The organism is Alphaproteobacteria bacterium (assembly GCA_039980135.1).
GTDB lineage: Bacteria > Pseudomonadota > Alphaproteobacteria > UBA6615 > UBA6615 > UBA8079.
The window spans coordinates 709,656-722,736 of record JBDXCV010000003.1 but is presented as its reverse complement, the minus strand read 5'-3'; the positions used below and the strand labels follow the sequence as shown (position 1 = coordinate 722,736).

Here is a 13,081-nt window from a genome sequence, read left to right as displayed (position 1 = left end):
AAGAAGGAGTAACCACCTCTATGCCGATCGATTCCCCGGACGACCCCGACGCGCCCGCCGCCCGCCCGGCGAAAAGCGATCCGGCCGAGAACGTCGTCGTCTATTACAAATCCGACGGCTACACGATGGCCGGCGAACGCCTCATGGGACGGCAATCGGCGGGCGCGAGTTTTCTCGCCGGCCTCGCACGGCATGGCCGTTCGCGCGATATGGTGTGCATGGCACCCAATCGGGCCTCGGCGGAAGAATTCGCCGAGACGACACGCAAGGCCGCCTTGGACGGATCGCGTCCCCTGCACAGCGCACGCTGGGTCTCCGTCGACACCCCCGAACGCCTGGCCGAGACCGGATGCCTGTTCTATCCCAGCCCGACCATCGCGGATCAGGCCTGGCTGCGCCGGGCGTACGACCAGCGCGGGTGGAGCCTGTGCGGGATCACCCATACCACCGCCAGCGACACGGTCATGGAGGCGATCGGCAGCCTCGCCACCGCGCCGCTGCAGCCCTGGGACGCCGTCATCTGCACCTCGCAGGCCGTGCGCGATACGCTGGCTGGCGTACTCGACGAATGGGGGGACTATCTCGAATCGCGGCTCGGCGCCCTCGCCGGTACCGGACGCAACGCGGCCGGCCTGCAGTTGCCGGTGATCCCGCTGGGCATCGACACCGTCGCCTTCGACCCCGACCCCGCCGCCCGCGCCGCATTCCGGGCCGCGCATGATATCGCCGACGACGCCGTTGCAGCGCTGTTCCTCGGCCGCCTGTCGGCGACCGCCAAGGCGCATCCGCTACCCATGTTTCTGGGCTTGCAGGCGGCGCACGAGAAGACCGGCCGCAAGGTGCATCTGATCCTCGCGGGCTGGTTCGAGACCGACGCGGAGCGCCACCAGATCGAATACCTCGCGCGGGACGCCTGCCCGGACATACCCGTTCACATCGTCGACGGTCGTGACGCCGATGCGCGCCGTCAGGCCTGGTCGGGGGCGGATTTGTTCACCTCGCTCTCCGACAATATTCAGGAGACATTCGGACTGACGCCGATCGAGGCCATGGCGTCCGGCCTGCCCGTCGTGGTGACGGACTGGAACGGTTATCGCGACACCATCGAGGACGGCGTGCAGGGCATCGCAATCCCGACAATCTCCGCTGCCCCGGGCGACGGCCTGGATATCGTATCGCGCTACCGGAGCGGCCGGTTCAGCTATGGCGGCTATATCGCCCGTACCGCACAGTTCACCGCGGTGGACATCGACGCGGCGACGGCTGCCTATATGCGCCTGATCGACGACCCGGACCTGCGCCGCAAGATGGGCAACGACGGGCGCGCGCGGGCACGGTCCGTCTATGACTGGTCGGTCATCATCCCGGCCTATGAGGCACTATGGACCGACCTCGCGGACCGGCGCCGACACGACCCGGAGGTCGCCGCACCCGTCTCCGGCCGGGCGACCGACCCCCTGCGCGACGATCCGTACAAGGTCTTCGCCGGATATCCGAGCGCCGCGTTGCGCGACGGCACGCGCGTCACGCGGCGCGCGCCCGACGGCGACCTTGAGGCGCTGGTGCGGCACACCATCAACAGTGCGGGCGTGGGGCTCATGCTGTCCGGGCCGGATTTGCGGTCGTTGCTCGGCGCGATCCCCGACGGGGAAGGCACGGAAGGCATTGATGTGGGCACGCTCATAGCGGCCGCCAGAACGCCCGCGCGCGCGACGCGGCGGTCCATTTTATGGCTGGCCAAACTGGGGATTGTTAGGCTGACACCCGTCTGAGAGCACGAAATGCTCTAGGAACGGGGGCGCATATCCACCACGGAAGCGCCGAGGATTCGGCCCTGGCCGCGCTCCTGGACGAAGATGGCGCAGTAGGCCGGGTCGGCGCCACCGATATCCTGCAGGCGCATCACCAGATCCACCGCCTCGCCGTTCCAGTCCGCGACAGGCCGCAGCAGCCTGACGACGTTGTGGTTGATGAGGGTCTTTCCCTTGTTCTCGCCACGGGTCACGTCGGTCACATGCTTCTCGTCGAACCGGACGAGCATGATGTCCGCCTCGCCGCGATAGAGCGCATCGGCACTGGGGATCTGGACGCGCACCTGGCCCTCGGATATGCGGGTCACCGTGACGGACACACGGCCCTGTTTCTGGTCGCGCGCGTGTTCGATATTGGACTCGACCCGGTGTTTCTTGTTGCCCGACGCATGCAGTTTGCCGTCCACGACCATCTGCGGCGTGTAGACATAGGGCAGCTTCAGCTGTTCCAGATAGCGTTGCTGGCGCGCGGCATAGACCTCGTTCGCAAACGGGTCCGCCCAGCCGATATAGTCCCAGTAATCGACGTGGAAACTCAGCGCCAGGATACCGGGCCGATCGGCCAGTTTGGCCAGCAGTTTGTCTGCCGCCGGACAGGCCGGACAGCCCTGCGAGGTGTAGAGTTCAACCACCGTGAGCTGCTGATCCGCATATGCCGAAACTGACGCAAGCGATGCCATGCCAAGCCCGGCCGCCAACAGCGCAACGCGCGCGAGGGCGGAGGCACCACGGCGCAACGCGCCCCAGGGGCGCCGCGCGGAACTGATCAACATCTGCGACATGCCACGAATATGGACGCCGGGCCCGTCACGGACCAATCAACTGACGGTGACAAACGCCTCAAGCGGCTTCCAGCATATTGCGCAGCACATACTGGAGAATGCCGCCATGGCGGTAATATTCCACCTCATCGAGGGTATCGATCCGGCAGAGAAGTTCGACCTCCTTGGACGAACCATCCTCATAGGAGATCGTGCAGCCGAGGTTCGCCCGCGGCTTGAGCCCGCCGGCCACGCCGACAATGTCGAACATCTCACGGCCGGTTAGCTCCAGTGACTTGCGGTCGGTGCCGTCGGGGAACTGCAGCGGCAACACGCCCATGCCCACGAGGTTCGAGCGATGGATGCGTTCGAAGCTCTCGACGATCACCGCCTTGACCCCCAGCAGGCGCGTGCCCTTTGCGGCCCAGTCGCGCGACGACCCGGTGCCGTATTCGCGACCGCCGACGATGACCAGGGGCACCTCTTCGGCCTGATACCGGATGGCGGCATCGTAGATCGACATCTGTTCGCCCGACGGATAATGGATCGTCTCGCCACCCTCGGTGCCCGGGGCCATCTCGTTGCGGATGCGGATATTGGCGAACGTGCCCCGCATCATCACCTCGTGATTGCCGCGGCGCGAGCCGAACGAGTTGAAGTCGATCGGCCGGACCTGATGCATTTTCAGGTAATCCCCCGCGGGGCCGTCTTCCTTGATCGAGCCAGCCGGCGAAATATGGTCGGTCGTCACACTGTCGGCGAGGATCGCCAGGGGGCGCGCGCCGATCACATCGGACATCGCGCCGGGTTCCGGCGCCATGTCCTCGAAGAAGCTGGGATGGCGGACATAGGTCGAGCCGTCGTTCCACTCATAGGTCAGCCCGGCCGAAGTCTTGATGTCCTGCCAGGCCTTGTCGCCCTCGAACACGTTGTCGTAGCGCTTGCGGAACATCTCGGCGGTCAGGACGTTCTCGAGAATATCCTGCACCTCCTTGTTGCTCGGCCAGATGTCCTTCAGGAACACGTCGTTGCCGTCGGAATCCTGACCCAGCGCGTCATTGTAAACATCGACCAGCATCGAACCCGCGATCGCATAGGCGACCACCAGCGGCGGCGAGGCCAGATAGTTGAGCTTGGTCAGCGGATGCACCCGGCCTTCGAAGTTGCGGTTGCCCGAAAGCACCGCACCGACGCCGATATCGCCCTCGACGATCGCCTCGTGAATCTCCGGCTTCAGCGGGCCTGAATTGCCGATACAGGTGGTGCAGCCATAGCCGACAAGATCAAAGCCGATCTCGTCGAGATAGGTCTGCAGACCCGCCGCCTCGAGATAGTCGGTGACCACCTGGCTGCCCGGTGCGAAGGATGTCTTCACCCAGGGCTTGCGGTCGAGGCCGAGTTCGCGCGCCTTCTTGGCAACGAGCCCCGCGGCGACCAGCACGGACGGGTTGGAGGTGTTGGTGCAACTGGTGATCGCGGCGATCACCACGTCGGCCGGCGAGATATCGTAATCGGTACCTTCGACGGCCGTGGCCTTGCCCGCACCCATATCCGCAAGCGCGGTTTTGGCCGACTCGACCATACCCGACAGGGCCACGCGGTCCTGCGGGCGCTTCGGCCCGGCGAGGGAGGGCTCAACGCTGGACAGATCGAGGGACAAGCTGTCGGTGAAGACCGGGTTCCACTCTCCCTTGATGCGCCACATGCCCTGGGCCTTGGCATAGGCCTCGACGAGGGCGACGGTCTCGTCGCTACGCCCCGTGAAGCGCATGTAGCGGAGGGTTTCCTCATCGACCGGGAAGATGCCGCAGGTAGCGCCATATTCCGGCGCCATGTTCGAAATGGTGGCGCGGTCGGCCAGGGTCAGATGGTCGAGGCCGTCACCGTAGAATTCGACGAACTTGCCGACGACACCCTTGGCGCGCAGCATCTGCGTGACCGTCAGGACCAGATCGGTCGCGGTCATGCCTTCCTTGAGTTCGCCATCGAGACGGAACCCGATGACCTCGGGCACGACCATCGAGATCGGCTGGCCGAGCATCGCGGCCTCGGCCTCGATGCCGCCCACGCCCCAGCCCAGCACGCCAAGACCATTGACCATGGTCGTGTGGCTGTCGGTGCCGACGAGCGTGTCGGGATAGGCGATCGTCTTGCCGTCTTCCTCGGCGGTCCAGACCGTCTTGGCCAGATACTCGAGATTCACCTGATGGCAGATTCCGGTTCCCGGCGGGACGACACGGAAATTGTCGAAGGCGCCCTGGCCCCAGCGCAGGAACTCATAACGCTCGCCGTTGCGCTCGAACTCGAGCTCGACATTCTTGGCGAAGGCGGCATCGTCGCCGGCATGATCGACCATCACCGAATGGTCGATCACCAGATCGACCGGCGAGAGCGGGTTGATCAGGCGCGGGTCGGCGTCGAGATTGTCGACGGCGTCACGCATCGCCGCCAGATCGACGACCGCGGGTACGCCGGTGAAATCCTGCATCAGTACGCGGGCCGGTCGATAGGCGATCTCGCGCGGTGAGCGCTGCTCCTTGAGCCAGTCCGCCAGCGCCTGCACATCGTCGGTCGAGACGGTGCGTCCGTCCTCGTAGCGCAGCATGTTCTCCAGCAGCACCTTCAGGGAATAGGGCAGACGCGAAACATCGCCGAGTTTCTCGGCGGCGGCTTCGAGGCTGAAATAGTCATAGCTCTGGCCCGCAACGTTCAGGGTACGGCGGGTCTTCAGGCTGTCCTGGCCGGTCACGCTCATGGACGTTTTCTCCTTCCCGAATGGGAATTCATCTGATGATACGGAAGCTGGCGAACGGGTGGTGACCCGGGCAGCGCCAATTCGGGGCGGTTATATGCCAAACGCCCGGTGACTCCAAGCTTCGGGATGTCATAAATCTTGAGACGCGATCCTAGGACGACGCGCCCTGGGCGATGTGGGTGGCCAGCGCATGCACCGCGGGACCCGCATCGCTGCGTGGCGGAATAAGCCCGATATCGACGACAGGCAGGACCGGAAAGCCCTCATCGGGCAGAAGTTCGCGGAAATCCGCCGGCATGCCGCTGCGCGGCAAGATCGTCACGGCGAGCCCCGCCTCGACGGCCGTTACCAGCCCGGCAACGCTCTCGCTGGAGTAGGCGATGCGGTAGGAACGCCTCGCCGCGTCGAGGCTCTCGACCGCCCATTTGCGAAACGAGCAGCCGGGCTCGAACACCGCGAGCGGCACCGGGGTGCGTTCATGCACGACATGGCGCCGCGACGTGGCCCAGACGACCTGTTCCCGGCGGACAAGCTGGCACGCCTGTTCGACCATCTCCATGGTCACGAGACCGATGTCCACCGCGCCGGCCTCGTGGGCGCGGGAGACCTTCGTGCTGCTCGCACAATGGAGCTCCACCTCGACCAGCGGATAGGTATCGGCAAACGCCGACAGAACGCCGGGCAGGAACCCGCTGACATAGTCGTCGGGTACGCCCAGACGCACGGCGCCGACAATTTCCGGCGCGCTGATGGTGGTCAGGGCCTCGTCATGCAGATGCAGGATACGCCGGGCATATTCGGTCAGCGCCTCGCCCTCGCGGGTCAACGCGGAACGGCGGCCCGCCCGTTCGAACAGGCTGCGCCCGACCACATCTTCCAACCGCTTGATCTGCATGCTGACCGCGGATTGTGTCCGGTGCACCTGGGTCGCCGCCCGGGTGAAGCTGCCGGAATCCACGACCGCCAGAAGGGTGCGCAAGAGCGGGATATCGAGGGTCTCGTTCATGGCGGGCATATTATCAATTTTTCTGATGTTTTCAATCAAAACTATTCGTTGGATTTAAGTATCGGCCGGTCGCAATTATCTCCCGTGACAGACAACCGAACGAGGACCGACATGACCCGACACAATCGGTACATCCGACGCATTCTGGAAAATATGGGCTTGCAGGCGATCATCTGCGCCGCGGGCGAGCTACCGAAGCATCCGGCGGGTCGGCAAACGGATCTGCCGGTCGGTCAGACATCCCTGGAACTCACCCAGGGAAGGATCGGGGTATGGATATGAAGGACAAACGGCTCCGTCGGGCGCGGCCCGCGCCCCGCTCGGCCCTGCCGCGAACCAACAAACTGCTGCGCCATATCGCCGACTGGCACGACCGCTGGCTGGCCCGCCGCGCCCATGCGCGCTGGCGTCGGGAACTGCAGGCCCTCGACCCTCGCATCCTGCGGGATATCGGTCTGACATATGCGGTGATCGACGAGGTCAGCCGCGCCGCCCGGGCGCGGGATCTGGCGGGTTTGCAAGCGAACGCAGAAACCACATTTCCGCCGCATTGCGACCCATCTCTCGCCAAACTGGCACACCATGTTGAAGGCTGACCGATAGCGTCCCCCATCAACGCTTTCGGTTTGCCTCCAAGGCGTCGCCCCGATCCCCTTCGGGCCGACGCTGATCCAGGCCCTTAAAGGCCGCCGGAACCCCCAACCGGCGGCCTTTTTCGTTCTCCTTCCGGTCCCGCGCCTACGGTCTCTCGACGATCCCCAGCTGGGCGAGAAAGCCGAGCGTGTCGAACTCGTCCCACTCGTCGACGACCCGGCCGTCGCGGATCCGCATCACATTGAAGGTGGCGAGCTCGAAGGTCTTCCCGCTGCCCGGCCGCCCCATGAACTCGCCCTCATGGGTGCCGGTGATGTGCAACCGGTTGAACACCATGTCGCCCTCGGCGATCTGCTCGGTGACGTCCATCGCATAGTCCGGGAACGCCGCCTTCACCGCCGCCTGCCCGGCGACATGACCGGGCTTGTCGACCGGCCCCGGCAACAGCGGGAAATGGAACACATGATCTTCATGCATCAGGTCGGCCACGGCCTGAAGATTTCCCCTGGTGAATTCCTCGAAAAATTTCCGCGCCACGGCCTTGTTGTCTTCGAGCGACATGATTCCTCCCCCCGGGTTGTGGTGTCGATGATGTGCACCGAGTGTTGCCCGTCCGGCCCCTATCGACAAGCACGCTCGGCAGACGGCGCGCACTTTGCTAGGTTCGCGCGCCGCCGGGACATCGGCGTAAAACCAGCGACGCGTGAAATCGAGGAAACGTGCAGGGGCTCACCACACACAAGCTTGGATGCATTCGCGGCGAGCGCGCGGTCTTCGCCGGGCTGGACCTTGCGTTGAATCCCGGCCGGGCGATGCTGCTGTCGGGCCCGAACGGCAGCGGCAAGTCGAGCCTTCTCCGGGTACTCGCCGGCCTGCTCCCGCCGGCGTCCGGGCGGATCGACTGGGAAGGCAGCGATATCACTGACGACCGCGACGGGCATCGCGCCCGCGTCGCCTATATCGGCCATGCCGACCCGCTCAAACCGTCACTGACCGCCGCCGAGAACCTGACCTTCTGGGCGCGGCTTTACGGGTTCGACCCGAATGTCGAGCCCGCGCTGTTCCAGTTCTCCATCGAGGCGCTGGCGGACGTGCCCGTGCGCTATCTGTCGGCCGGCCAGCGCCGTCGCGTGACCCTGGCCCGCCTGGCGCTCGGCCAGAATTCCCAGGCCGGACCGCCTCTCTGGCTGCTCGACGAACCGGCAACGGGGCTCGACCCCGACGCGGTCTCGATGCTCGCGAACTCGATCCTCGCCCATCTGTCCAACGAAGGCGTGGCGATCGTCTCGACCCATGGCGGCCGGCTCGACGAGCTGCTCGACGGGCATGCCGAGAGATTCGACATGGGTGGTTTCGTCGCAGGACCGCGAAATTCATGACCGGGACAGCGACGTGATCGGGTTGGTACTTCTGGTCCGGCGCGACTTGCGCCTCGCATTGCGCGGGGGCACCGATGCGATGATGGGCGTCATCTTCTTCGTGCTCGCCGCCATCCTGTTCCCGTTCGGCGTCGGCCCCGACGCCGCGATCCTGCCGCGGATCGGCGGCGGGATCATCTGGGTGGTCGCCCTGCTCGCCGCGCTGCTGTCCCTCGAGCGCATGTTCGCCGGCGATCATGAAGACGGCAGCCTCGACCTGCTCTTCCTGTCGCCGGTCTCGCTGGGTCAGCTTGCGCTGGCCAAGGCCATCGCCCACTGGCTGACGACCGGCGTGCTGTTGCTGATCGCGTCGCCGGTCTTGGCACTGCTCTACAATCTGCCGTCCGCGGCATTCCTGCCGTTGGTCGCGACCATGGCCCTGGGCACACCCACGCTGAGCCTCGTCGGCGCGATCGGCGCCGCCCTCACATTGGGCGCACGACGTGGCGGGGTGCTGCTCGCGCTTCTCCTGCTGCCGCTCTACATCCCGGTGCTGATTTTCGGCGCCGGCGCCATCGACGGCGCCATTGCGGGACGCGACATCACACCCCAACTTATGATCCTCGGCGGTTTCCTGCTGGCCGCGCTGGCGCTCGCGCCCTGGGCGACAGCGGCTGCGCTGCGTCAGGCGATCGAGTAGAGTTGGCGCCTTCTATAAACGGATGTGAAATTGCTCCATCGCTTCGCAAATCCCGCCCGCTTCTCGCGCATCGCCGCGCGGGTTCTGCCCTGGTCGGCCACGCTGACCGGCCTGCTGTTCGCCGCCGGTATCTATTTCGTACTGATCGTGTCGCCGGCCGACTATCAGCAGGGCGACACCGTGCGCATCATGTATGTGCATGTGCCCTCGGCCTGGATGGCGATGGCCTGCTACACCTTCATCGCCGTCATGAGCGCGACATCGCTGATCTGGAAGCACCCGCTGGCGGACATCGCCGCGCGCGCCGCGGCCCCCCTGGGCGCGGGCTTCACGATCATCGTCCTGACCACCGGCAGCCTTTGGGGCAAGCCCACCTGGGGCACATGGTGGGTGTGGGACGCACGGCTCACCTCGGTGCTGGTGCTGTTCTTTCTTTATCTCGGCCATATCGCGCTAACCCACGCCTTCGACAATCCGCAACGCGGCGCGAAGGCCGCTGCCGTGCTGGCTCTGGTCGGATTCGTGAACATTCCGATCATCAAATTCTCGGTCGACTGGTGGAACACCCTGCACCAGCCCGCCAGCCTGACCCGCCTCGACCGGCCGGCAATCGACCCGGCGATGCTGACGCCATTGCTGCTGATGGGCCTCGCCTTCATGGCCTACTTCGTCACCATGCTGCTGATCCGGATGCGCGCCGACCTGAACGCCGCCCGCGCCCGGGCGCTGCAGCTTTCCGCCGCCGAATAGCCGCAATTGCATGTGTAGATAGGTCGCACGTGATGTTGATCATTTCCGCGTTGCCGTTCGCCGGATGTCTGGCCTAAGAACGACGCGCTTCATTTCCGAACCCAGAAGAGACCATTTTCCGTGAAAACACTCATTGCCGCCGCCGCCCTGTCCATCATGACCGTTGCCACCCCGACCCTGGTTTACGCGCAAGACGTCGACGCCGGTAAGAAGGTGTTCCGCCGCTGCACCGCCTGCCACACGGTGGACGAAGGCGGGAAGAACAAGGTGGGGCCAAATCTCTGGGAAATCTTCGGCAGCACCGCCGGTGCCCGACCGACCGGATACAAATACTCCGACGCGATGAAAGCGTCGGGCATCGTCTGGGACGACGCGACGATGTCGGAGTATCTGGAAAACCCGCGCAAGATGGTGCCGAAGACCCGCATGGCCTTCCCGGGCCTCAAGAAGCCCGAACAGCGCGCCGACGTGATCGCCTATCTGAAGAGCGTCACCCAGTAGCGCCGAGCGTGGCCTGTGGCTCGGCCGTGCGGCCATTGGTCTCACAACCCGGCGATCCCACATGAATGTGATCGCGGAAGGATTGGGTTACACTGTCAGGTACCGTTAAATCCAGACGGATCGAGTTCGACTGGTTTCAGCAGCCCCGCGTCTTGCCGCGCGTTTGACCGAGATGGTTCCGGAAACGTGGAAGACTTCACAGCATTTCTGAGTATGGGCGGCCACGCCGCCTTCGTCTGGCCGTCGCTGGGAATCGCGACCGTGATCCTGGCGGGCATGGCGATCGTCAGCGTCCGCCGGCTGCGTCGCAGCGAGGCCGCGCTTGCCGCCGCCGAAGCCGCGTCGCCGAACCGACGACGCCGGGCGGGGAACGATACATGAAACGCAAGCACCGCCGCCTGATGGTCGTCGCCGTGTCGCTGGGTCTGCTGGGCTCCGCCGCAGCACTCGTCCTGAACGCCGTCGAGGACAGCCTCGTCTTCTTCTACACCCCCTCGGACCTGGCCGAACGCCCCGCACCGCCGGCGAATCTTTTTCGCCTCGGCGGGCTGGTCGAGGAAGGCAGCGTGCGCACCGAGGGTGCCACGACGCATTTCGTCGTTACCGACCTGAACCGGACGATCCCGGCCAGCTACACCGGCGTGCTGCCGGACCTGTTCCGCGAGGGCCAGGGAGTCGTGGCAGAGGGTACGCTGGGACCGGACGGCCGCTTCACGGCCAGCGAGGTGCTGGCCAAGCATGACGAGACCTACATGCCCAAGGAAGTCGCGGACGCCCTGCGCGAAAGCGGGCAGTGGCGCGACGGCGAGGCCGCGCAGTGATCGCCGAGATCGGCCAGTATGTCCTGATCGCCGCCCTCGTACTGGCAGGAATCCAGGCGGTCGTGCCGCTCTGGGGGGCGGCGCGCGGCGCGGCCGGATTGATGGCCCTCGGCGACCGCACGGCCATCGCCCAGGCCGCCGCGTTGCTGATCGCGTTCGCCGCACTCACCCACGGCTTCGTCACCTCTGATTTCTCGCTGTCCGTCGTCTACCAGAACAGCCATTCCCTCAAGCCGCTGCTCTACAAGGTAAGCGGCGTGTGGGGGAACCATGAGGGGTCGATGCTTCTCTGGGTGCTGGTGCTGGCGCTTTTCAGCGCCGCGGTCGCGGTCTGGGGCCGCAACCTGCCGCCGGCGCTCAAGGCGCGCGTTCTATCCATACAGGCGATGATCGGGTTCGCCTTCCTCGCCTTCATCATCTTCACATCGAACCCTTTCACTCGGCTCAGCCCCGCACCACTCGACGGCACGGGCCTGAACCCGCTGCTCCAGGACCCGGGCCTGGCCTTCCACCCGCCGCTGCTCTATCTCGGCTATGTGGGTTTCTCGATGGCCTTCTCCTTCGCGATCGCCGCCCTGATCGAGGGGCGGGTCGATGCCGCCTGGGGCCGCTGGGTCCGCCCCTGGACCCTGGCCGCCTGGACCTTTCTGACCGGCGGCATCGCGCTGGGCAGCTGGTGGGCCTATTACGAGCTCGGCTGGGGCGGCTGGTGGTTCTGGGACCCGGTCGAGAATGCGAGCTTCATGCCCTGGCTGTTCGGCACGGCGCTGCTCCACTCCTCGGTCGTGGTCGAGAAACGCGATGCGTTGAAGAGCTGGACCATTCTGCTGGCGATCCTGACCTTCTCCATGAGCCTGCTCGGGACCTTCCTCGTACGCTCGGGCGTACTGACCTCGGTGCACGCATTCGCGACCGACCCGGAACGCGGTGTGTTCATCCTCGCCATCCTCGCGATCGCCATCGGCGGCGCGCTGACCCTGTTTGCCGTCCGCGCGCCCGGCATGAAAGGCGGCGGCCTGTTCGCGCCGGCCAGCCGCGAGGGCGCGCTTGTTGCCAACAACATGCTGCTGACCCTGGCCGCGGCGACGGTCTTGTTGGGGACGCTTTATCCGCTGATCCTCGAGGCGCTGTCGGGCGGCGAATCACGGGTCTCCGTCGGCCCGCCGTTTTTCAACGCGACCTTCGGCCCGATCATGGTGCCGCTGGTGCTGCTGGTCGCGCTGGGCCCGCTGATGGCATGGAAACGCGGCAATTTGCGCACCGCATCGCACAAGCTCGTCCCGGCCGCCATCGCGGCGATTCTGGCGATCGCGGTGACATTCCTGGCCGTGCCCGATGGCCCCGCGCTGGCGCCCTTCGCCATGGGGCTGGCCGCCTGGCTGGGCGCCGGCACCATCGCCGAGTGGGGCGGGCGCATCAGATTGTTCAGCTCCCCGCCAACCGTAGCCCTGCGCCGCCTGTCCGGCCAGCCGCGCTCGGCGAGCGGCATGAGCCTGGCGCATCTGGGCCTGGCGATCATGATCGTCGGGATCACCGGATCATCGGCCTGGCGTGCCGAGCTTGTAACCACGCTTTCACCGGGCGAAACGGTCGAAGGCGCGGGCTATTCGGTGACGCTCGAATCCGTCACCGAGGGTCGCGGACCCAACTACAGCTTCGAGCGCGGCACGTTGCTGATCGAGGAGGACGGGCAACCGGTGACCAGGATGTTCACCGAGCGCCGATTCTTCCCGGTGGCAAACCAGACGACCACGGAGGCCGGCATCCGTACGACCCTGCTGGCCGACCTGTATGGCGTGATCGGCGAGCGCGGGCGGACGCCCGAGACCGCGAATGCATGGACCGTGCGGTTCTTCGTGAACCCACTCGTCCCGTGGATATGGCTCGGCGCACTGTCCATGGTGTTCGGCGGTTTCCTGTCGTTGAGCGACCGGCGCCACCGGGTCGGCGCCCCGCGTCGCGCGGCGAATGCCCCGCCCGCCAACCCGCCGTCCCAACCCTTGCCGGCTCCCGCCGAGTAGGAC

14 protein-coding genes are annotated in these 13,081 nt (G+C 65.7%); 10 read left to right on the top strand and 4 right to left on the bottom strand.

The features are described 5' to 3' along the window. The first annotated feature begins 20 nt into the window (after positions 1–20). Positions 21–1,772, top strand: a complete 1,752-nt coding sequence (locus ABJ363_05395) for a glycosyltransferase family 4 protein (GenBank protein ID MEP4378416.1) — start codon at positions 21–23, stop codon at positions 1,770–1,772. 14 nt (positions 1,773–1,786) lie between these two features. Here ABJ363_05395 and ABJ363_05390 read toward each other — a convergent pair whose 3' ends face one another. From ABJ363_05390 to ABJ363_05380, 3 genes are all read right to left on the bottom strand, one after another. After that, on the bottom strand, positions 1,787–2,584 hold the full coding sequence (locus ABJ363_05390; GenBank protein ID MEP4378415.1) for a DUF1223 domain-containing protein: 798 nt from the start codon (positions 2,582–2,584) through the stop codon (positions 1,787–1,789). A 67-nt stretch (positions 2,585–2,651) separates the two neighbouring features. Further along, on the bottom strand, positions 2,652–5,327 hold the full coding sequence (gene acnA / locus ABJ363_05385; GenBank protein ID MEP4378414.1) for an aconitate hydratase AcnA: 2,676 nt from the start codon (positions 5,325–5,327) through the stop codon (positions 2,652–2,654). 151 nt (positions 5,328–5,478) lie between these two features. Next, positions 5,479–6,342 carry a LysR substrate-binding domain-containing protein gene (locus ABJ363_05380; protein MEP4378413.1) on the bottom strand — a complete coding sequence of 288 codons (864 nt, stop codon included), beginning with the start codon at positions 6,340–6,342 and terminating at the stop codon, positions 5,479–5,481. Positions 6,343–6,444: 102 nt separating this feature from the next. On the opposite strand from ABJ363_05380, the gene ABJ363_05375 reads away from it, so the two are divergent. After that, on the top strand, positions 6,445–6,615 hold the full coding sequence (locus tag ABJ363_05375; GenBank protein ID MEP4378412.1) for a hypothetical protein: 171 nt from the start codon (positions 6,445–6,447) through the stop codon (positions 6,613–6,615). Next, entirely contained in the window at positions 6,606–6,929 is a 324-nt protein-coding gene (locus ABJ363_05370; GenBank protein MEP4378411.1) for a hypothetical protein, read from the top strand. The genes ABJ363_05375 and ABJ363_05370 overlap by 10 nt, the downstream gene beginning before the upstream one ends. Before the next feature lie 142 nt (positions 6,930–7,071). On the opposite strand, the gene ABJ363_05365 is transcribed toward ABJ363_05370, so the two are convergent. Beyond that, the gene (locus ABJ363_05365; protein MEP4378410.1) at positions 7,072–7,488 is read right to left on the bottom strand and encodes an ester cyclase; all 417 of its coding nucleotides are present in this window, start codon (positions 7,486–7,488) and stop codon (positions 7,072–7,074) included. Between the two features lie 158 nt (positions 7,489–7,646). On the opposite strand from ABJ363_05365, the gene ccmA reads away from it, so the two are divergent. From ccmA to ABJ363_05330, 7 genes are all read left to right on the top strand, one after another. Continuing rightward, on the top strand, positions 7,647–8,306 hold the full coding sequence (gene ccmA, locus ABJ363_05360; protein MEP4378409.1) for a heme ABC exporter ATP-binding protein CcmA: 660 nt from the start codon (positions 7,647–7,649) through the stop codon (positions 8,304–8,306). A 13-nt stretch (positions 8,307–8,319) separates the two neighbouring features. After that, positions 8,320–8,985, top strand: a complete 666-nt coding sequence (gene ccmB / locus ABJ363_05355; protein ID MEP4378408.1) for a heme exporter protein CcmB — start codon at positions 8,320–8,322, stop codon at positions 8,983–8,985. Positions 8,986–9,009: 24 nt separating this feature from the next. Then, positions 9,010–9,735, top strand: a complete 726-nt coding sequence (locus ABJ363_05350; protein ID MEP4378407.1) for a heme ABC transporter permease — start codon at positions 9,010–9,012, stop codon at positions 9,733–9,735. Positions 9,736–9,855: 120 nt separating this feature from the next. Further along, complete coding sequence (locus ABJ363_05345; GenBank protein MEP4378406.1) at positions 9,856–10,236, top strand: cytochrome c family protein; 381 nt, start codon at positions 9,856–9,858, stop codon at positions 10,234–10,236. Between the two features lie 186 nt (positions 10,237–10,422). Next, the gene (gene ccmD / locus ABJ363_05340) at positions 10,423–10,617 is read left to right on the top strand and encodes a heme exporter protein CcmD (protein MEP4378405.1); all 195 of its coding nucleotides are present in this window, start codon (positions 10,423–10,425) and stop codon (positions 10,615–10,617) included. Continuing rightward, on the top strand, positions 10,614–11,057 hold the full coding sequence (ccmE, locus tag ABJ363_05335; GenBank protein MEP4378404.1) for a cytochrome c maturation protein CcmE: 444 nt from the start codon (positions 10,614–10,616) through the stop codon (positions 11,055–11,057). The genes ccmD and ccmE overlap by 4 nt, the downstream gene beginning before the upstream one ends. Then, positions 11,054–13,078, top strand: a complete 2,025-nt coding sequence (locus ABJ363_05330; protein MEP4378403.1) for a heme lyase CcmF/NrfE family subunit — start codon at positions 11,054–11,056, stop codon at positions 13,076–13,078. Before ccmE ends, ABJ363_05330 begins: the two co-directional genes overlap by 4 nt. The last annotated feature ends 3 nt before the right edge of the window (positions 13,079–13,081 follow it).

Excerpts from the sequence above, each read along its gene's own strand:
- acnA (MEP4378414.1), bottom strand. The coding sequence starts at position 5,327 with ATGAGCGTGACCGGCCAGGACAGCCTGAAGACCCGCCGTACCCTGAAC.
- ccmE (MEP4378404.1), top strand. The coding sequence starts at position 10,614 with ATGAAACGCAAGCACCGCCGCCTGATGGTCGTCGCCGTGTCGCTGGGT.
- ABJ363_05375 (MEP4378412.1), top strand. The coding sequence starts at position 6,445 with ATGACCCGACACAATCGGTACATCCGACGCATTCTGGAAAATATGGGC.
- ABJ363_05365 (MEP4378410.1), bottom strand. The coding sequence starts at position 7,488 with ATGTCGCTCGAAGACAACAAGGCCGTGGCGCGGAAATTTTTCGAGGAA.
- ABJ363_05390 (MEP4378415.1), bottom strand. The coding sequence starts at position 2,584 with ATGTTGATCAGTTCCGCGCGGCGCCCCTGGGGCGCGTTGCGCCGTGGT.
- ABJ363_05380 (MEP4378413.1), bottom strand. The coding sequence starts at position 6,342 with ATGCCCGCCATGAACGAGACCCTCGATATCCCGCTCTTGCGCACCCTT.
- ABJ363_05395 (MEP4378416.1), top strand. The coding sequence starts at position 21 with ATGCCGATCGATTCCCCGGACGACCCCGACGCGCCCGCCGCCCGCCCG.
- ABJ363_05370 (MEP4378411.1), top strand. The coding sequence starts at position 6,606 with ATGGATATGAAGGACAAACGGCTCCGTCGGGCGCGGCCCGCGCCCCGC.